This is a genomic window from Planobispora longispora, from assembly GCF_016863135.1.
In the GTDB taxonomy this organism is placed as follows: domain Bacteria; phylum Actinomycetota; class Actinomycetes; order Streptosporangiales; family Streptosporangiaceae; genus Planobispora; species Planobispora longispora.
This window is the reverse complement of record NZ_BOOH01000020.1, coordinates 1-19,121: the sequence shown is the minus strand read 5'-3', so window position 1 is coordinate 19,121 and position 19,121 is coordinate 1. Positions and strand designations below refer to the sequence as shown.

Annotated in this window: 15 protein-coding genes; 8 read left to right on the top strand and 7 right to left on the bottom strand. The window is 72.0% G+C overall.

Features of this window, described 5'->3' with window-relative positions; all coding sequences use genetic code 11:
* Positions 1–23: 23 nt before the first annotated feature.
* A complete protein-coding gene (locus tag Plo01_RS13830; protein WP_203890972.1) occupies positions 24–1,901 on the bottom strand; it encodes a hypothetical protein in 1,878 nt (625 codons plus the stop codon).
* A gap of 456 nt (positions 1,902–2,357) precedes the next feature.
* Between Plo01_RS13830 and Plo01_RS13825 the strand changes: the two genes are divergently transcribed.
* The 3 genes from Plo01_RS13825 to Plo01_RS13815 all read left to right on the top strand — a co-directional run bounded on the left by Plo01_RS13825 (position 2,358) and on the right by Plo01_RS13815 (position 6,113).
* Entirely contained in the window at positions 2,358–3,977 is a 1,620-nt protein-coding gene (locus tag Plo01_RS13825) for an MFS transporter (RefSeq protein ID WP_239316286.1), read from the top strand.
* Between the two features lie 67 nt (positions 3,978–4,044).
* Entirely contained in the window at positions 4,045–4,773 is a 729-nt protein-coding gene (locus Plo01_RS13820; protein WP_203890971.1) for a DoxX family protein, read from the top strand.
* Between the two features lie 176 nt (positions 4,774–4,949).
* Positions 4,950–6,113 carry a low temperature requirement protein A gene (locus Plo01_RS13815; RefSeq protein ID WP_203890970.1) on the top strand — a complete coding sequence of 388 codons (1,164 nt, stop codon included), beginning with the start codon at positions 4,950–4,952 and terminating at the stop codon, positions 6,111–6,113.
* A gap of 95 nt (positions 6,114–6,208) precedes the next feature.
* Here the strand turns inward: Plo01_RS13815 and Plo01_RS13810 are convergent, their stop codons facing one another.
* On the bottom strand, positions 6,209–6,595 hold the full coding sequence (locus tag Plo01_RS13810; RefSeq protein WP_203890969.1) for a VOC family protein: 387 nt from the start codon (positions 6,593–6,595) through the stop codon (positions 6,209–6,211).
* 94 nt (positions 6,596–6,689) lie between these two features.
* The gene (locus Plo01_RS13805; protein WP_203890968.1) at positions 6,690–7,862 is read right to left on the bottom strand and encodes a DUF418 domain-containing protein; all 1,173 of its coding nucleotides are present in this window, start codon (positions 7,860–7,862) and stop codon (positions 6,690–6,692) included.
* Positions 7,863–8,763: 901 nt separating this feature from the next.
* On the opposite strand from Plo01_RS13805, the gene Plo01_RS13800 reads away from it, so the two are divergent.
* The 3 genes from Plo01_RS13800 to Plo01_RS13790 all read left to right on the top strand — a co-directional run bounded on the left by Plo01_RS13800 (position 8,764) and on the right by Plo01_RS13790 (position 11,526).
* The gene (locus Plo01_RS13800) at positions 8,764–9,405 is read left to right on the top strand and encodes a TetR/AcrR family transcriptional regulator (protein ID WP_239316284.1); all 642 of its coding nucleotides are present in this window, start codon (positions 8,764–8,766) and stop codon (positions 9,403–9,405) included.
* A 105-nt stretch (positions 9,406–9,510) separates the two neighbouring features.
* On the top strand, positions 9,511–10,893 hold the full coding sequence (locus tag Plo01_RS13795; protein ID WP_203890967.1) for a pyridoxal phosphate-dependent decarboxylase family protein: 1,383 nt from the start codon (positions 9,511–9,513) through the stop codon (positions 10,891–10,893).
* Positions 10,894–11,037: 144 nt separating this feature from the next.
* A complete protein-coding gene (locus Plo01_RS13790) occupies positions 11,038–11,526 on the top strand; it encodes a cupin domain-containing protein (RefSeq protein WP_203890966.1) in 489 nt (162 codons plus the stop codon).
* A gap of 61 nt (positions 11,527–11,587) precedes the next feature.
* Here Plo01_RS13790 and Plo01_RS13785 read toward each other — a convergent pair whose 3' ends face one another.
* From Plo01_RS13785 to Plo01_RS13770, 4 genes are all read right to left on the bottom strand, one after another.
* On the bottom strand, positions 11,588–11,878 hold the full coding sequence (locus Plo01_RS13785) for a DUF1330 domain-containing protein (protein WP_203890965.1): 291 nt from the start codon (positions 11,876–11,878) through the stop codon (positions 11,588–11,590).
* 188 nt (positions 11,879–12,066) lie between these two features.
* Positions 12,067–14,922 (bottom strand): vitamin B12-dependent ribonucleotide reductase, encoded by a 2,856-nt coding sequence (locus tag Plo01_RS13780; RefSeq protein WP_203890964.1) that lies wholly within the window; start codon positions 14,920–14,922, stop codon positions 12,067–12,069.
* Positions 14,923–15,013: 91 nt separating this feature from the next.
* On the bottom strand, positions 15,014–15,475 hold the full coding sequence (gene nrdR / locus Plo01_RS13775; protein ID WP_203890963.1) for a transcriptional regulator NrdR: 462 nt from the start codon (positions 15,473–15,475) through the stop codon (positions 15,014–15,016).
* Positions 15,476–15,843: 368 nt separating this feature from the next.
* Positions 15,844–16,113 carry a hypothetical protein gene (locus tag Plo01_RS13770; protein WP_203890962.1) on the bottom strand — a complete coding sequence of 90 codons (270 nt, stop codon included), beginning with the start codon at positions 16,111–16,113 and terminating at the stop codon, positions 15,844–15,846.
* A 595-nt stretch (positions 16,114–16,708) separates the two neighbouring features.
* Between Plo01_RS13770 and lexA the strand changes: the two genes are divergently transcribed.
* Positions 16,709–17,419, top strand: coding sequence for a transcriptional repressor LexA (lexA, locus tag Plo01_RS13765; protein ID WP_239316282.1), 711 nt, complete (start codon positions 16,709–16,711; stop codon positions 17,417–17,419).
* Positions 17,420–17,811: 392 nt separating this feature from the next.
* Positions 17,812–19,121, top strand: a 1,310-nt coding sequence (locus tag Plo01_RS13760; RefSeq protein WP_203890961.1) for a fibronectin type III domain-containing protein, incomplete at its 3' end; no start/stop codon positions are given.

Sequence of the window (19,121 nt, the reverse complement as noted above, 5' to 3'; positions counted from 1 at the left end):
CCCAGGCAAGTACGCAGCGGGCGTCAGCGCGCCGGACTGCCGTCCCGGGGGCGGAGCCGTCCCTGGTGGCGTCCGGGATAGTCGCCGACCATGACGTGTTTGGGGGTGACCCGGAGCACCTCGGCCTCGGCGTCCCCGACCGCGACGCCGCGCACCTCGGCCCAGAAACGGCGTTCCAACGGATCGGCGACGAACACCGCCACCCTCGGGTCGCGCTCGGCCGCCTCCCACGCGTCGTCGGCGGCGATCAGGCGGAGCTCGCCGCCGGGGCCGACCGAGCCGACCGAACCGACGGGCAGCGCTCTCGGCCCCGTCGAGTCGGCGTAGGCGAGCACCACCCCGCGACCGTCGGCGAAGGCCCGGCGCACCTCGCCGCTGAGCCCCACCGGCGGGCGGGCGTCGCCGGGCAGGCGCCGCCCGCAGCTCTCGCACATGATCAGCGAGGCGCGCCCCGGCCCGGGCGTGCCCTGCCACCACGCCCGGGCCGCCCTGGCGACGTAGGCGGCCACCACCGCCGCCAGAACCCCGATCCCCACCTGCCACGCCCGGCGATCGAGAGGACCGGGGAGTCCGAGAGCCCGTACGGCCGCCGCCGCGGCGAGCACGAGCGACGCGGCGGCGAGCAGGGTCAGCACCCCGGCGAGCCACCGGTCGCCGGCGAGCACCCCGCGCAGCCGGGAGGGCCGGCCGGCCCTGCCGTACGCCCAGCGCAGCACGACCGGGACGGCCAGGGCCGTGAACGCCCAGCGCCCGTCCTCCAGGAACCACGCCGCCGCCGCGACCGCGGCCAGGGCCGACCAGGCCCGGACCGCCACGAGCCAGAGCGTCACGTCGATGTCGCGTCCGGCCGTGCGGTCCTCGTCGGCCTCGGTGAACTGGGCCAGCGCCCTGACCGGCCGCCCGCGCCACGCCTCGGCCAGCGTGCGCAGGACGGGGAGGGCGACGCCGTTGAGGAGCACCAGGAGCACGGGGACCGCCCACACGTTCCCCAGCAGGTTCTCCGGCAGATCCGCCGGGTCCGCCTCCGTCACCGCCGACGCGAGCTGCCGCGCGGCGCGGGGCAGGGTGGCCAGCGCCGCGCCGTAGGCGGCGACCGCCAGCAGAGTGATCACGACGCTCAGGAAGAGCCACGGGTCGCGGACGAGCATGCCGGGGACGTACGGCCAGAGCCTGACCCTGCGGGCCTGCCGGAGGGTGATCACCAGGACGGCGGCGAGCGCCGCTCCCCCGCCGACCCTGGCCTCGGTCAGCAGGCCGGGCGCGAAGGCCGCCGCTCCCCCCTCGCCCAGCGCGGCGGCCAGGCCGGGGCCGAAGACGGCCGCGGCGATCCCCAGCAGCGCCACCGCGAGCAGGAGCCGGACCTGGCGGGACCACACCTCCAGGGCGCGGCGGGCCCGGCCGGTCTCCCTGGGGTCCACCGGCCAGGCGGGGTCGTGGTGCCCGCGGGACCGCTCCCAGCGCAGCAGCGCCAGGCCGAGGTTGATCCGCGCGCCGGGATGGTCGTCCCGGCGGCGCAGCGCGTGCCGGTAGGCGGTCCGGGCCTGGGCGTAGTCCCCGCGCAGAAGCGACAGGTCTCCCACGAGCACGTGCGGATCGGGTTCCTCGGGGGCGTAGCGCGCCGCCCGGGCCGCCTGCGCCCGCGACTCCGTCCACCGCCCCGGGATCCGGCGCAGGGCCGTTCCCAGACGCAGCCGCGCGGTCCAGGAGCCCGGCGCCAGCCGTACGGCCTCCTCCGCGGCGGCCACGGCCTCCGCGTCCCGGCCCAGCCGCTCGAACGCCAGGCTGGCCAGGCGGTATCCCCAGTCGGCCCCGGCCTCGGCCCGGGGGTCGAGGTCCACCGCCCGGCGGGCCGCCTCCAGCGCGGCCTCCGGCTGGCCGCGGCCGAGCCGGGCGGCCGCCACGGCGCACCACTCCCGGGGACCGCCCGGATCCCGCGGAACCGCGTCCGGATCGCCGCCGCCGGAGTCCTCATGGGCGCCCTCATAGGCGTCAGAGTCCTCGTAGCCTCCGGAGTCTCGGGGTCCGCCGGAGCCTCCGTATCCGACGGAATCATCGGAATCGCTCACCATCGCGGCTCGCGAACCTCGCGCCTGTTCATCATCGGGAACCCACGAACCTCGCTCACCCTCACCACGACGGCTCACCCTCGCGCCGACTCCCACGACCGCCATGGTCCGTGCGGCTCCGCCGTTTGCCTAGATCCCCGATACAGGGCTCTATCTCTCTAGAGAGGTCGCGGTTCCCGGCCCCCCGAGTCGCATATCGCCCCGAATCGATCTGCCGATACGCTCTCATCCGGTACGGAAGTTGCCCTAAGCTGCCACGCATGTTCTCCCAGGCCGGTACCCCCTAGCCCCGTGACCGCCGTGGAGGTCGACGTCCGCGCGGCGCGCGCGGAGACCGGCCGGCACTCACCCAGGACCGGCCGCTGGTCGGTCCTCGTCCTGCTGTGCCTCAGCCTCCTGCTGATCACGGTGGACGCCACCGTCCTGCACATCGCCGTCCCGGCGCTGACCTCCGCGCTCGAACCGAGCTCGGTGCAGCTGCTGTGGATCATCGACGTCTACTCCCTGGTGGTCGCCCCGCTGCTGCTGACCTTCGGCACGCTGGGCGACCGCTTCGGGCGCAGGCGGCTGGTGCTGATCGGCTACCTGGTGTTCGGGGCCGCCTCGGCCGCGGCGGCGTTCGCCCCGACCCCCCACGCCCTCATCGGCGCGCGGGCGCTCCTCGGAGTCGGCGGCGCGATGATCATGCCCGCCACCCTCTCCATCATCAGGCAGGTCTTCACCGACCGGCGCGAGCGGGCGATCGCGCTGGGCGTGTGGAGCGCGGTCGCGGCGGCCGGCGCCGCGACCGGACCGCTGATCGGCGGCCTGCTCGTCGAGCGCTTCTACTGGGGGGCCGTCTTCCTGATCAACGTGCCGATCCTGCTGGCGCTGCTCCCCGCCGCGGCGCGGCTCCTGCCCGAGTCGCGCCCGCGCCCCGGGCAGCCCTGGGACGTCCCCAGCGCGCTGTTGTCGATCTTCGGCATCCTCGCCCTGGCCTTCGGGCTGAAGGAGGCGGGCACGGGCCATCCGGCGGGGGGCGTCGTGTTCCTGGCCGGCCTGGCGCTGCTGACCTGGTTCATACGCAGGCAGCGGCGGCTCGCCCACCCCCTGCTGGACCTGGACCTGTTCCGGCGGCGGGCGTTCACCGTCGGGGTGATCGCGGTGCTGCTGACGGTCTTCGCCCTGGTCGGCCTCCAGCTGATGCTCGCCCAGTACCTGCAGCTCGTGCTCGGCGACAGCCCGCCCGGCGCCGCCGTCCGCATGCTCCCGCTGATGGTGGCCTCGGTCGCCGGCGGCCTGGCGGGCGCGCACCTGCTGAGCCGCTTCGGGCTGCGCGCGACGATGGGCGGCGGGCTGGCGCTGACCGCGTCGTCCCTGGCGCCCACGCTCTCCTGGGGCACCGAGCGGCACTCCGTGGGGCTCGCGCTCTGCTTCGTCGGCATCGGCTTCGGCATCCAGGTCGCGCTCCTGGCCGCCTCCGACACGATCATGTCCTCGACCTCCGAGTCCCGCGCGGGCGGGGCCGCCGCGATCGAGGAGACGGCCTACGAGCTGGGCGCCGGACTGGGCGTCGCGGTGCTCGGCACGATCACCGCCGCCGTGTACGCCCCCTCGCTGCCGTCCGTCGCGGGCGTCGCGGCCGGGCCGATGGCCCAGGCCCGCGAGTCGCTCGCCGCCGCCGCCCACGTGGCCGGGGAGATCGGCGGCGCCGCCGGAGCCGAGCTGCTGGCGCGGGCCAGGGTCGCGTTCGTCGCCGGGCTGCACTCCACGATCGTGGTGAGCGTGCTGCTGCTGGGCGCCACCGCCGCCGCCGTGGCGTTCCTGGTTCCTCGTGGGCGCCGGTCGCCCGGGCCCGTCCCCGCAGGTCCGCCCCGGCACGGCCGGGATCGCCACCTCCCGCTCACCGCGGTTCAGACCAATCCGGAATAACAGATTTGGCTGGTCCATCGCCGCTTTCTATGGGCAATGGCAGCGAATCCAGCCAGAATGAGGAGCCGTGCGACAATCCCTCCGCGATCTCGCCGCGCTGGCCGCCAGGCTGGGAGTCGGCGGGATCTTCTTCGCCAACGGCTGGACCAAGCTGAGGGCGGGCCTGGACGCGACCGAGACCCAGTTCGCCGCGCTGGGCGCGCCCCTGCCCGAGCTCTGGTCCGCCGTCACAATGCTGATGGAACTCCTCGGCGGCGCCCTGCTCATCGCCGGGCTCGCCGTACCCGCCTGCGGGCTGCTGCTGTTCGTCGAGGCCCTCGCGGTGTTCATCGTCGCCAGCGGTGAACGCGGCCTGCCGCTGACCGGCGGCGAGGTCAGTCTGATCGTCGCGCTCGGCGCGGCCTCGATCATGCTGGCCGTCAACGGGGCCGGGCGGCTCTCGGTCGACCACATGGTGGTGATCAAACGTCGCGAGGCCGAGGCCGCCGAGGACTTCGCCGCCGACTCCGAGGCCGACGACGTCCTCGCCTCGCTGCGCGAGCCGGAGGCGATCGCCCCCGGGGAACCGATCCCTCCCGCCGCCGAACCGGAGGGCGCGCCGGCGCCCGCCGCCAAGCGCACGGCTTCCCGGAGCACGGCCCCGGAGAGCGCCGAGGATCCGGAGCGCGACACCGACACCGCCGAATACCCCTCCCCCCGCCCCCGGCCCCGTCGCCGCCCCACCGAGCAGGCCACCCCCGCCAAGCGCGGCGACACCCTGGTCGCCAGGGGCAAGGACGCCCCGGCGGACGACTGAGCCGGCACCGGCCGGGCCGACGGCCCCGCCGGCCGGTCCCGGGGTCCCGGGCAGTCCCGGACGGCCCCGGGCGGGATCAGGTCACCCGGGCGTCCGCCGCCGGGCGCCACACGATGATCGTTCACGCATAGCGAAGCCAAAGCACGATTCCCCGCATCCGGGACACAATGAGCGGCATGCGCCTCCCTGGCTGGTTCGCCGAGCGGGCCGAACCCGCACCCCCCGAGACCGAACTGAGCGTCTCCACACTCGAACTTTTCTTCGACCTGGTCTTCGTCTTCACCGTCACCCAGCTCACCCTGCTGCTCGTCACCGGCATGACCCCCGACGACACCGGGCAGAGCTCCCCGGTCCTGGGCGCCCTGCAGGCGCTGCTGGTGTTCGGGGTCATCTGGTGGATGTACGCGGGCTACGCCTGGCTGACCAACGCCATCCCCCCGGTGCGGCCCGCCCGGCGGGTGCTGATCCTGCTGGGCATGGCCGGCTTCCTGATCGTGGCACTGGCGATCCCCTCGGCCTTCGACGGCGGAGGCGTCGCCTTCACACTCGGCTACCTCGTGCTGATCCTCGTCCACGCGGGGCTGTACCTGCAGGCGACCGCCGCCTTCGCCCGCGTGCTGCCGTTCAACCTCGGCGGAGCCGCGCTGATCGGCGTGGCGAGCCTGTTCGACGCGCCCTACGACTACCTGCTCTGGGGCGCGGCGGTGCTCCTGCTCTGGGGCAGCCCGTACTTCATCGGGCAGAAGGGCTTCGCGCTCAAGGCGGGGCACATCGTCGAACGGCACGGGCTGCTGGTGATCGTGGTGCTCGGCGAGTCGATCGTGGCGATCGGCATCGGCGCCGAGGGCCTGCCGGTCGGCTTCGCCCTGGGCCTGACGGCGGTGCTGGGACTCGCCCTGGCCGCGGGCCTGTGGTGGATCTACTTCGGCGGCGACGACGAGGTGCACGCCGAACACGCCCTGGAGAGCAGTGAGCCGGTACGGCGCACGCGGCTGGTCCTCGGCGCCTACTTCTACGCCCACATCCCGATGATGCTCGGCGTCGTCGCGGTCGCCGCGGGGGTCAAGAAGGCGATCGCGCACCCGGTGGACCCGCTGAAGCTCAGCGCCGCCGTGACGCTCGCCGCGGGCGTCGCCCTGTTCCTGGCGGGCAACGCCTGGTTCCGCCGGGTGCTCGGCATCGCGGGCAACCGGTTCCGGACCGTGGGGGCGCTGGCCGCGCCGGCGACCGTCGCATTCGGGGTCTGGTCCGCCCTGGCCCAGATCGCCGCGCTGGTGGTCCTGGTCGCCGGGGTGGTCGTCCTCGAGCGCAGGGCCGCCCCGGTCCGCTCCGCAGCCTAGGCCGATCCGGTGGATCTCCACCCGCGTGACGGCCGGCGGCCGCGGCGGGCGAGGAGATCCACCGGACGGGAGCCGGCCCGTGCGCCCGGGGGGGTTCAGCCGCCGCTGCCGTACGGGCGAGTGATGATCTCCAGGTTGTGCCGGTCCGGATCCTCGAAGTACAGGCCGCGCCCGCCGTCGTTGCGGTTGATCCGGCCTTCCTGCCGGTGGCCGGGATCGGCGTAGTAGGTGATCCCGGCCTCCCGGATCCGGGCGAAGATCGCGTCGAACTCCTCCTCGGACACCAGGAAGGCGTAGTGCTGGGGGGTGATCGGGCCGTCGCCGGCGTCCATGAAGTCGAGGGTGACGCCGTTGTCCGTCTGGACCGGCAGGAACGGCCCGTACTGCGGGCCGACCTCCATCCCCAGAATGGTGGCCGTGAAGTCGGCGGACGCCTTCTTGTCACGGGCCATGACGATGGTGTGGTTCAGTTCGACCGCCACGGTGAACTCCTCCGGGTGAACGTCGCGCTCTCGCGTTCTCAGCCGAGTGTGAGAACCCTCGACCCCGGAAACAGCGGCTCCGGCCCTCCCATTCCTACGCTCCCGCGGTCGCTCCGGGCTTCCGGCGCCGCCCGTAGGTCGCCGTGCGCAACACCCACTCGACCGGGCCGTACCGGTGCCGCCGGGTCCACCAGGCGCTCAGCGGGAGCTGGAGCGCGTAGATCGCCACCGCCACCGCCAGCACGGCCCACGGGGAGAGCTCCAGCGCCACGACCGTGAACAGGATCGAGGTGACCACCGACTGGCCGATGTAGTTGGACGCCGCGATCTTCCCCGCCGGGGCCAGCGCCGCCGGGACCGCCGGGTAGCGGTGCATCAGGCGCAGGACCGTCGCCGCGTAGGCCGCCGCGAGCAGGGGTGAGGCGAGCTCGGCCAGCGGCTCCAGGTAGGGGGCCGCGCCCCAGCCCGCCCAGCGGGAGACGGCGATCAGCGCGGTCACCGTGCCGCCGATCCCGAACCCGGCCAGCTGCAGCCGGGGCAGGAACGGCAGATAGCGCGCGGGATCCTCCAGCACCCGGCTCCTGCCCGCCGCCAGGCCGACCAGGAACATGGCGAACACGCTCGGGAGCTGGAAGACCAGCAGGAAGACGCCGATCGAGGCGTACAGATCCCAGCGCACGCCGGCCGCCTCCAGCCAGCCGGAGCGGAACTCCGCGAGCATCCTCGCCTGGTTGGCGTCGCCGAGCAGGCCGCCGGTGGGGTCGCCCTCCACGAAGCTCATCGCCAGGTAGAGCAGGGTGCTGGCCACCAGCAGGACCCCGGCGACGATGAGCGCGGTCCGGGGCCGGATCGAGCGCGTCAGCAGCAGGAGCAGGCCGGCGACCCCGTACAGCAGCAGGATGTCGCCGAGCCACAGGAACACCGCGTGCAACGCGCCCAGCGTGATGAGCGTCAGGCAGCGCCGCACCGTCCGGGCCGCGGCGCCGGTCCCGTCCCGCTCGGCCGAGCGGAGCTGCATCGTGAACGAGTAACCGAACAGGAAGGAGAACAGGACGTAGAACTTGCCGGCGAACAGCACGTTCACCAGTTCCTCCGCCGGGCCGTCGCCGAACCCGAGGAGGTAGGCCATCGGGCCGATGTTGACCATCAGGATGCCGCCGAGCGCGAACCCTCTCAGGACGTCGAGGGCGGCGATGCGGGGGACGGAGGCCCGGATCGGGGCGCTTCCGGGGAGACCAGGCGGACTCGGGGAATTCAACGGATTCATGGTTCGACCGTAGGGACGGCGCCGCCCCGATAGATCACTCCCGATGCCGATCCGGGAGTGCGACCCCAAGGGGAGCGGGTTAGCCGATGGATCCACCGCCGGTGACCGAAAGGATGATCTGGCGTCGGATAAGTCCAGGAATGTCGGTCGGTCGAACTACGGTGAAGACATAAGGGGAAGCACGGCCCCTCCACCGGGAGGCCGTCGCCGGAGCCGAGACCGGGGCCGACGTCGCCCCAGGCCGGGGCCGGTGCCCGGCACATCGCATCACTACACGTAAAAATACGGATTCTCTGAGTTACCAAACCTATTGAACCGGGACACGCCACCCCGATAGGTTTGCCCGCATGGACCTCCGGGGAGGCAGCCCGCAAGCGGTCGCCAACCGGACGTCAAGTGGCGCCACCCACAGTGGCAGCGAGGAAGGAGGCAAGGCCATGAGACGCATCAGAATCAAGCGGCCGCAGACCCGCCGCCCCATCCGCGTTCCCGAGCTGGATCTGCGGTCCCCGTCGGGCCGTCGGCTGCCCTACTGACGAGATCTTTACGGCCGTTTTATGCGGTTGCGTCCATATTGCGTGTAACAGAATCATCACGCCGGGGGGCTCAATGAAGAGACTTGTGGCTGTGCCACCATATGTCGCGCGGATCAAGATCAGGGACATCCGTTCCGCGACACGCCGCAGGGCTCCCGGCGACGCCAAGGTCATCGACCTTCGCGCCTACACAGGTCGCAACATCATCCGTTTCCCACGCCCGAGCGGCCCCACTCCGGCGGCGTGAAGCCCCGCGGCGCCTCGGCCGCGGGCGGTCCCCGCAGACCCACTCATGGAAGCCCACGCTCAGAGGATTCGTCGAATCTTAGAACGGAATGTTATGTTCCGTGGGTTACAGTGATGGCATGGAGACAACGACCTCGGCCCCGATGAGCGGACGCAAGGCTCAGGCGGCCCGGAACGACCACACCATCCTCCAGGCGGCGCGGGCGGTCTTCGTCGCCGATCCCGGCGCGCCGATCTCGGCCGTGGCCGAGCGCGCCGGAGTGGGCATCAGCGCCCTCTACCGCCGCTACGCCAGCAAGGAGATCCTGCTGCGCAAGCTCTGCTCCGACGGCCTGAAGCTCTACATCGCCGAGGCCGAGGCGGCGCTGGCCGACGAGCGCGATCCCTGGACCGTCTTCGCCGACTTCATGCGCCGCATCGTGGACGCCGACACCCACTCCCTCACCCTCAGCCTGGCCGGGACCTTCACCCCGGACGAGGATCTCTTCCGGGAGTCGGCGTACGCCGAGGGGCTGGCCACGCGGGTCTTCGAGCGGGCCAGGGACGCCGGCGTCCTCCGCCCCGGCCTGGACGTCGCCGACCTGTCGATGCTCTTCGAGCAGATCGCCGCCATCCACCTCGGCGACGAGGAGCGCACCGCGCAGATGCGGCACCGCTACCTGGCGCTGGTCCTCGACGGCCTCCGTCTGACCTCGGCCGAGCCGCTGCCCGGGCCGCCGCCCGCCGCGGAGGAGATCGGCCGCCGCTGGATCGTCGCCTGACGGGCCCGGCGTCCCGGGAGCCGTTCCGAGGACGAGAGAGAATCAAGGCCATTATCCGATATTGGACCGGGACGGAACGCCGCCGCTCTCCTACGGTGATGGCCCATGCATCCACTTCTCCGTGACGACCTCGCACGCCTGCCCGAACTGCTCGACGAGACGCGGGCCTACGCCGTACGGCTCCTGGCGGGTCTGGACGACCGGCCCGCCGCGCAGGCGCCGGTACGGCGCGAGCCCGTGCCGCTGCCCGTGGAGGGCACGGGCCTGAAGGGGGCGGCGGAGACCTTCGCCGAGCGGTGGGAGCCCGGCTTCGCCGCCAGCGCCGGGCCCCGCTACCTGGGCTTCGTCACCGGCGGCGCCACCCCCGCCGCGCTGGCGGGCGACTGGCTGACCGGCGTCCTCGACCAGAACCCCACCTCCCGTGCCGACTCCACCGCCCCCGACCTGGAGCGGGAGGCCGCCTCCTGGTTGCGCGAGCTGTTCGGTCTGCCCCCGGAGCACCAGGGCGTGTTCGTCAGCGGCGCGACCATGTCCAACGTCGCCGGCCTGGCCGTCGCCCGCGAGTGGCTGGGCGAGCGGTACGGGGTCCCGGTGGCCGAGCGGGGGGTCGCCGCGCTCGGCCCGGTCACCGTGCTCTCCGGGACTCCGCACTCCAGCATCGGCAAGGCCCTGTCCCTGCTCGGGCTGGGGCGTTCGGCGATCCGGCGGGTCGACCCGCTGCCCGGCCGGGAGGCCGTCGACGTGGCGCGGCTCGCCGACGCCCTGGAGGAGCTCGGGGGACGGCCCGCGATCGTGGTCGCCAACGCGGGCACGGTGAACACCGTCGACTTCGACGACCTGCGCGCGATCGCCGCCCTGCGCGAGCGGCACCCCTTCTGGCTGCACGTGGACGCCGCCTTCGGGGCCTTCGCCGCCCTCTCCCCCGCACACGCCCATCTGGTGGACGGGCTCGGCGAGGCGGACTCGGTCTGCGTGGACCTGCACAAGTGGCTGAACGTCCCCTACAGCAGCGCGATCCAGTTCACCCGCCGCCGCGACCTGCAGGCCCGGGTCTTCGCCAACTCGGCCGCCGCCTACCTGGGCCCCGTCGGCGACGATCCCGACCCCGTGCACCTGACCCCCGAGAACTCCCGGCGCCTGCACGCCGTCCCCGCGTGGTTCACCCTCGCCGCCTACGGGCGGGAGGGGCACGCGGAGGTCGTCCGGCGGGACATCGCCCTCGCCGAGCTGCTCGGCGAGCGCATCGCCGCGCTGCCCGGGTACCGGCTGCTGGCCCCGGTCCGGCTCAACGTGGTCTGCTTCACCCTCGCCGAGGCCCCCGAGCGCGTCGGTGAGCTCGTCACCGCGATCACCGAGTCCGGGGAGGCGTTCCTCACCCCGACGGTCTACGACGGCGTGCCCGCGCTCCGCGCCGCCTTCAGCAACTGGCGCACCACCGAGGCCGACGTCGAACGGGTGGCCGGGCTCCTGGGACGGCTCGCGCCGTGACCCCCGGACGACTCGCACCGTGAAACTCCGGGAACGGCGCGCACCGTGGCCCCCGGGACGGCTCGCCGCGACGCCCCCGGAGCGGTCCCGTGACACGCCCGCCCCGCCTCTCCGGCCGGGGACGGACCGCCTAGGGTATGGATCATGACATATCCGGAACCGAGCTATTTCGGGGACAAAGGGGAGATCAGTGCGACCTTCCGTCCCGCGGGCCACGAGCCCGAACTGACCTACCAGAGCGGCAACACGGTGGACTACCTGGCAACGGGCGCCTCCACCGGCGGCAAGTTCGGCCTCTACCGGTGGAACATGGGACCGGAGCCCTCCGGTCCCGGCCCCCACTTCCACCGGTCGATCTCCGAGTCGTTCTTCATCCTCACCGGAACCGTGCGGATCTTCACCGGCGACCGCTGGATCGACGCCACCCCGGGCGACTTCATCCACGTCCCCGAGGGCGGGATCCACGCCTTCCGCAACGAGTCGGGCGAGCCGGCCTCCATGCTCCTGCACTTCTCCCCCGGGGCGCCCCGGGAGGGCTACTTCGAGGGGCTCGCCGAGTTCGCGGTGTCCGGCCGGCCCGGCGAGGAGGAACTGGCGGAGTTCTACCTCCGCCACGACAACTACTGGCTCTAGCGCGATCCCTGGATCTTCAGTCCGCCCTCCGGCGGCCGGGGATCCGGGAGGCGCACGCGGTTCAGGCGATGCCGTCCACCGCGAGGACGACGCCGTCCGTGGCGGCCACGCGGTCCTTGGAGATCTCCTGATACTCGGGGGAGCCCGCCCAGACCTCGAAGGCCCGGCGGTCCTCGAAGGACAGCAGGATGATCTTCTCGTGCGGCCACTCCCCCTCGACCACCTCGGGGTTCTCCTGGGCGGCCAGCAACCGCCCGCCGTACTTGACGAGGACGTCCATGAACCCCGCGACGTACTTGTCGTAGCGCTGCCGGTCGTGAATCGAGATCTGGGCGACTGCGTAGACGGTCATGCGGAGATCGTACAGAACAAGATTCTGCAGGAGGTGCGGGCGCCCGGCGGCGGCCGGCGGGCGGCGCTCCGGCCGCGCTCGATCGGCGGAACGAGAGCGGGGAGCCGGCCTTCCGCCGGGCTCCCCGCCCTCACTCTTCCGGGCTCCCCGCTCTCACGGGGCCTTCACGCCGTGGACGGCGCCCGCCCTCAGCTGCAGCCGCTGGTGGAGCCGCAGCCCTCGCAGACGTAGCAGCTGCCCGCCGGGCGCATCTTGGTGCCGCAGGTCATGCAGAGCGGGGCGTCGGCGGTGCGGCCCTGGTGGGACTCCAGGGAGCCGCCGCGCACCGGCTCGGGCAGGAGCTCGGCCTCGGACCGGGCCTCGGCGGAGGGCTTGGGCCTCTCGATCGGGGCCGAGGTGGCCAGCTCCGCGATGACCGTGTCGTCGTGGAGCGCGGCCGGGTCCTCGCCCCGCTGCTGGGCGGCCCGCTCGTCGGCGGAGAAGATGCCGAGGGCGGCCCGGTCGTCGTAGGGCAGGTGGTCCAGGGCCAGGCGGCGGAAGATGTAGTCCATCACCGAGGCGGCCATGCGGACGTCCGGGTCGTCGGTCATGCCCGCCGGGTCGAAGCGCATGTTGACGAACTTGCCGACGTAGGTCTCCAGCGGCACGCCGTACTGCAGGCCGATGGAGATGGCCACGGAGAAGGCGTCCATGACGCCCGCGAGGGTCGAGCCCTGCTTGGACATCTTCAGGAAGACCTCGCCGAGGCCGTCGTCCGGGTAGCACGAGGCGGTCATGTAGCCCTTGGCGCCGCCCACGGTGAAGCGGGTGGTGGTGCTGGGGCGCTGGTTCGGCAGCCTGCGGCGGGTCGGGCGGCTGATCTCCACGACCTGGACCGTCGGCTCCGCGGCCTCGGCCGCCGCCTTGTCCTCGGTCTTGTCCTCGGCCTTCTTGCCGGCCGCCGAGAGCGGCTGGCCGACCTTGCAGTTGTCGCGGTAGACCGCCAGCGCCTTCAGGCCGAGCTTCCAGCCCTCCAGGTAGACCTGCTCGATGTCCTCGACGGTCGCGGACTCGGGCAGGTTGACGGTCTTGCTGATCGCGCCCGACAGGAACGGCTGGGTGGCGGCCATCATGCGGACGTGGCCCATCGGGGCGATGGCCCGCTCGCCCATCGCGCAGTCGAACACCTCGTAGTGCTCGAGCCGCAGGCCGGGGGCGTCGACGACGTGGCCGTGCTCGGCGATGTACTCGACGATCGCCTCGATCTGCTCGTCCTGGTAGCCGAGCTTCGCCAGCGCCCGCGGGATCGTCTGGTTGACGATCTGCATGGAGCCGCCGCCGACGAGCTTCTTGAACTTGACCAGCGCGAGGTCGGGCTCGATGCCGGTGGTGTCGCAGTCCATCATCAGGCCGATGGTGCCGGTGGGGGCCAGCAGCGACGCCTGGGCGTTGCGGTAGCCGTTCTTCTCGCCGAGCTTGAGGCACTCCGTCCACTCGCGGCTCGCCTCGGCGTGGATGTCGCGGTCCATGGCGTCGAGCGTGCGCAGCTCGCCGTTGGCGGCGGCGTGCTTGCGCATGACGCGCTTGTGCGCCTCGGCGTTGCGGGCGTAGCCGTCGTACGGTCCCACGACCCCGGCCAGCTCGGCGCTGCGGCGGTAGGAGACGCCGGTCATCAGCGAGGTGATGGCCCCGGCGATGGCCCGGCCGCCGTCGGAGTCGTAGGCGTGGCCGGTGGCCATGAGCAGCGCGCCGAGGTTGGCGTAGCCGATGCCGAGCTGGCGGTAGGCCCGGGTGGTCTCGCCGATCTTCTCGGTCGGGAAGTCGGCGAAGGTGATGGAGATGTCCATCGCGGTGATGATCAACTCAGTGATCTTCACGAAGTTCTGGACGTCGAAGGCGCCGTCGTCCTTGAGGAACTTCAGCAGGTTGATGCTCGCCAGGTTGCAGGAGGAGTTGTCCAGGTGGACGTACTCCGAGCAGGGGTTGGAGGCGGTGATGCGGCCGGTCTCCGGGCAGGTGTGCCAGTCGTTGATCGTGTCGTCGTACTGGACGCCGGGGTCGGCGCACTCCCAGGCGGCCTTGGCCATCTTGCGGAACAGGTCGCGGGCGTCGACCTTCTCGATGACCTCGCCGGACAGGCGGGCGCGCAGGCCGAACTCCTCGCCCTTCTCCACCGCGCGCATGAACTCGTCGGAGACGCGCACGGAGTTGTTGGCGTTCTGGTACTGGACGGAGACGATGTCCTTGCCGCCGAGGTCCATGTCGAAGCCGGCGTCGCGCAGCGCGCGGATCTTGTCCTCCTCGCGCGCCTTGGTCTCGATGAACTCCTCGATGTCGGGGTGGTCCACGTCGAGGACGACCATCTTGGCGGCGCGGCGGGTGGCGCCGCCGGACTTGATGGTGCCCGCGGAGGCGTCCGCGCCGCGCATGAAGGAGACCGGGCCGCTGGCGGTGCCGCCGCTGGAGAGCAGTTCCTTGGAGGAGCGGATCCGGGAGAGGTTCACCCCGGAGCCGGAGCCGCCCTTGAAGATCACACCCTCTTCCTTGTACCAGTCGAGGATGGACTCCATCTGGTCGTCCACGGCGAGGATGAAGCACGCCGAGACCTGCTGCGGCGAGGCCGTGCCGACGTTGAACCAGACCGGGGAGTTGAAGCTGAAGACCTGGTTGACCAGGGCGTGCTTGAGCTCGTGGTCGAAGATCTCGGCGTCCTCGTCGGTCGCGAAGTAGCCGTGCTCGACACCGGTCCTGGTGTAGACGCCCACCACGCGGTCGATGAGCTGCTTGAGGCTCCACTCACGCTGCGGGGTGCCGACGGCGCCGCGGAAGTACTTGGTGGTGACGATGTTGGCGGCGTTGACCGACCAGCTGTCGGGGAACTCCACGCCCCGCTGCTCGAAGTTGACCGAGCCGTCGCGCCAGTTCGTCATGACGACGTCGCGGCGCTCCCAGTGGATCTCGTCGTACGGGTGGACGCCGGGGGTGGTGAAGACGCGCTTCATCTTCAGCCCCTTGCGCGGTCGCTTGCCCCCGCGTACCGCCGCACCGCCGACCGTCTCCGTCATGACTTTTCCCCTTCCGGGGCTCCGAACGAGCCCACGAGTCGGACCACACACCGCGCCGCTTTCGTCCCCCGGCGCCCGGGGATGGAATTCTTCAGTCCTGCTTGGCGGAGCGATCCGCCCGCAACTGCTCGATCTCGGCCTCGAAGTCGGCCAGCGTCTCGAACCCCCGATAAACCGAGGCGAACCGGAGATAGGCCACCTCGTCCAGCTCACGGAGGGGCCCGAGGATCGCCAGGCCCACCTCGTGGGCGGGGATCTCCGCCGCCCCGGTCGCCCGGATGCTCTCCTCGACCCGCTGGCCGAGCTGGGCCAGGGAGTCCTCGCTGACCGGCCGCCCCTGGCAGGCCCGTCGCACCCCGGCGATCACCTTGTCCCGGGAGAACGGCTCGGTCACCCCGCTACGCTTGCCCACCATGAGCAGCACGGTCTCCTGCGTGGTGAACCTGCGCCCGCAGTGCGGGCACGTGCGCCTGCGGCGGATGGCCCCGCCGTCCTCGGTGGACCGGCTGTCGATGACCCGCGTGTCAGGGTGGCGACAGAACGGACAGTGCACGCGCGTCGCCTCCCTGATCAGCCGAGCGGCCCGCCTGCCCCGTGTGTCCCGCGATGCCCGCGCGTCAAGGCCGCGCACGCCCCTCAAAACCCCGAGGTGCGACGATCGAAACACAACTTGTGGTGGAGTGCACCGGCAAAGCCACTAGATGTTGTGGTCCAACCGTAGAAGTGCGCGACCATGAACGCAAGTTAGACACGACCCCCCGGACGAAGTCGCTGATCAGCGCTCCGAACCCGTTCCGGCCGGGCGTGTCGCGCCTCGCGACGTGCCCGCCGGCCCCCGGAGCCGCCCCCGGCCCCCGCCCAGCGCTTCCGCCCGGGACGAGGATCACCCCGGGACCGCCCGGGCTCCGCCGGGCCGCCCCCTCAGCCCGCCAGGCCCTCCGGCAGGTAGAGCCGGCCTCCGGGCCGGATCATCGAGACCGACAACCCGTTGAGGTCCGTGATCCGGCGGACGGTCCCGGCGGGATCGCCCTCCGGGGTCACCGCCTCGGCGACCTCCCAGAGCGCGTCGCCGTGACGCGCCTCGACCCAGGGCAGGCCCGCACGGCCGGCGCGGTCGGCGGCCGAGGCCGGGGCGATGCGGGTGCCGAGCCAGAGCATCCCCAGAGCGCCCAGGACGAGCAGGGCCACCATCACGATCTTCCCTCTCCGGGTGAGCCGGACAGGCCTGCGAGGATATCGGATGTTCCCCCCGGGGCCGGGCCGTCCCGGGGGCACCCGCCGGGACCTCCCCGCCCGCGCCGCGGGGGAGCCTTCCGCCCCAGCGCGCCGGATCTCCTCCACTCTCCCGCACCCGGACCCCTCCGCCCGCGCCCGCCCGGACCCCTCCGCCCGCGCCCGCCGGGGCCCCGCCTGTCGCGGACGCCCGGACCCCTCCGCCGGCGCCTGCCGCGGTCCCGCCTCCCGCGGGCGCCGGGGCTCTTCCGCCGGCGCCGGCTGGGAGGTCACCAGCCGCAGGTGCCGGGCCCCTCGCGCCCGCGGAGGCCGGGGTCGTCGTGTCTGTGCGGTCGCCTTCATCATGGCCCCCATCCCCTCGCCCGGGCCGGACACGGACGAAGAAAGATCGGCGAATCGAACACGATGTCGATCGAACTCCCGTACGATGTTGTACACCACGCCGTCGCTGATTTCGAGGACAACTCGAACAATTGTTTGAAGATGATCTTCGACGGGAGTACGGTCGCTGTGTGCGACATATGGAATACGGACCGGGAGGCGAGAAGATCACATGAGCGAGCACAGAGAGAACGGCTCGGCCGTCAGCGATCTGGCGGTGCGCAGGCGTGACTCCCTCGGCCTCACCCCCAGGCAGCGCAAGATCCTTGAGGTGATCCGCGACTCGGTGCAGCAGCGCGGCTATCCGCCGTCGATGCGTGAGATCGGTGAGGCCGTTCAGCTCACCAGCACCTCGAGCGTGTCGCACCAGCTGACGGCGTTGCAGCGCAAGGGCTACCTGCGGCGTGACCCGCACCGCCCACGGGCGCTGGAGGTCCGCCTGCCCGGCGAGCCCGTGCTGTGGGTCGACCCCGACGCGAACAGCGAGGAGGCGCCGGTCAGCCGCCCGACCGCGGCCTACGTGCCGCTGGTGGGCCGGATCGCCGCCGGTGGCCCGATCCTCGCCGAGGAGAGCGTCGAGGACGTCTTCGCCCTGCCCAAGCAGCTCGTCGGCGAGGGCACGCTCTTCCTGCTCCAGGTGACCGGCGACTCGATGATCGAGGCCGCCATCGCCGACGGCGACTGGGTGGTCGTGCGCCAGCAGCCGGTGGCCGACAACGGCGACATCGTCGCGGCGATGATCGACGGCGAGGCGACGGTCAAGACCTTCAAGCGCCGGGACGGCCACGTCTGGCTGGTCCCGCACAACTCCAACTACGACCCGATCCCGGGCGACGAGGCCACCGTGCTCGGCAAGGTCGTGGCGGTGCTGCGCAAGCTCTGACCCCGGCGGCCCGCCGTTCACGACGGCGAGCCGGGACGGACCCCCGAGTCTCCCCTCCCCCGCGTCTCAACGGCGACCGCCTGTCCATCAAGGGCAGGCGGTCGTTGTTTTGTTTACGGACATTACTTAACAACCGTATTTACAGGCCCGAATCATCCGGCCCGATCCGCCGTTCCGGCACAACACCCTTACCGCCCCTCCGCGACGCCCGGATCCCGCGGGCGCGGACGGGGAGGCGCCGCCGGTACGGGGCCACCGGGGCAGGACCGCGCCGTTCTCCCCGGGAGATCCGGTCTCTTGACCCAGCGTGGTCAGGGGGATACCTTCGCTTCATTAATAGGAAAGCTTCCTATTAATAATCACCCCCCACGCAGGTAGGAGAGGTATTCCTCGTGCGAAACAAACTGGTCCTGAAATTTTTAGGCGCGGCGGGAGCGCTCCTGCTCCCTCTGGGAGCCGCTGTCGCCACGGCGCCGGGAGCGTACGGCGCCGCCGCCGTGCCGATCCGGGTCAACTCCGGCGGCGCGGCCGTCACCGACGGCGCGGGCGTCCAGTGGTCGGCCGACAAGGCTTACACCAGCGGTGACTGGGGCTACCAGACCAGCTACGGGACGAACACGACGGGCAGCCCGATCGCCGGCACCGACGACGACGCGCTCTACCAGAGTTACAACACCTTCAACGGCTGGAGCGGTTACCGCTTCGACCTGCCCAACGGCACCTACCAGGTGACGCTGAAGATGGTCGAGGACTGGGCCAACGCCGCGGGGCAGCGCAAGTTCGACGTCCGGGCCGAGGGTGCCAACGTTCTGACCGCCTTCGACGTCTTCGCCGCCTGCGGCAGGCTGACCGCCTGCGACAAGTCCTTCCCGGTGACGGTCACCGACGGCGCCCTCAACGTGCAGTTCAACATGAACGGCGGGGCCAACTACGCGACCGTCTCGGCGATCTCGGTCACCGGCCAGACCGGCGGGGACACCCCGCCGACCGCCCCCGGCGACCTGCGGTCCACCGCGGCCACCACGACCAGTGTCTCCCTGCAGTGGAACGCCTCCACCGACGACGTCGGCGTCACCGGCTACGAGGTCTACCGCGGCGCCGCCCTCGTCGCCACCGTCACCGGCACCGGCCACACCGACACCGGGCTGACCCCCGGCACCGAGTACGCCTACACCGTCCGCGCCCGCGACACCGCCGGCCAGCGCTCCGGGCCGAGCAACGAGCTGAAGGTCACCACCGAGGACGACGGCGGCGGCGACGACACCGAGGCGCCGAGCGTCCCGGGCAACCTGCGCGCCGGGACCGTCACCGCGGACAGCGCCGAGCTGAGCTGGGACGCCTCGACCGACAACGTCAAGGTCACGGGTTACGAGGTCTACCGCGGCGCCACCCTCGTCGCCACCGTCACCGGCACCGGCCACACCGACACCGGCCTGTCGCCCACGACCCAGTACACCTACACGGTCAAGGCCCGTGACGCCGCCGGGAACCGGTCCGGGGCGAGCAACGAGCTGAGGGTCACCACCAGGGAGCGCGGCACCGGCGGGAACAAGCTCGTCGGCTACTTCACCAACTGGGGCGTCTACGGGCGCAACTACCACGTGAAGAACATCGTGACCAGCGGATCGGCCGCCAAGCTGACCCACATCATGTACGCCTTCGGCAACGTCCAGGGCGGCCGGTGCACCATCGGCGACGGCTT

Excerpts from the sequence above, each read along its gene's own strand:
- Plo01_RS13815 (WP_203890970.1), top strand. The coding sequence starts at position 4,950 with ATGCGCCTCCCTGGCTGGTTCGCCGAGCGGGCCGAACCCGCACCCCCC.
- Plo01_RS13805 (WP_203890968.1), bottom strand. The coding sequence starts at position 7,862 with ATGAATCCGTTGAATTCCCCGAGTCCGCCTGGTCTCCCCGGAAGCGCC.
- Plo01_RS13800 (WP_239316284.1), top strand. The coding sequence starts at position 8,764 with ATGGAGACAACGACCTCGGCCCCGATGAGCGGACGCAAGGCTCAGGCG.
- Plo01_RS13795 (WP_203890967.1), top strand. The coding sequence starts at position 9,511 with ATGCATCCACTTCTCCGTGACGACCTCGCACGCCTGCCCGAACTGCTC.
- Plo01_RS13790 (WP_203890966.1), top strand. The coding sequence starts at position 11,038 with ATGACATATCCGGAACCGAGCTATTTCGGGGACAAAGGGGAGATCAGT.
- Plo01_RS13785 (WP_203890965.1), bottom strand. The coding sequence starts at position 11,878 with ATGACCGTCTACGCAGTCGCCCAGATCTCGATTCACGACCGGCAGCGC.
- Plo01_RS13780 (WP_203890964.1), bottom strand. The coding sequence starts at position 14,922 with ATGACGGAGACGGTCGGCGGTGCGGCGGTACGCGGGGGCAAGCGACCG.
- Plo01_RS13770 (WP_203890962.1), bottom strand. The coding sequence starts at position 16,113 with ATGGTGGCCCTGCTCGTCCTGGGCGCTCTGGGGATGCTCTGGCTCGGC.
- lexA (WP_239316282.1), top strand. The coding sequence starts at position 16,709 with ATGAGCGAGCACAGAGAGAACGGCTCGGCCGTCAGCGATCTGGCGGTG.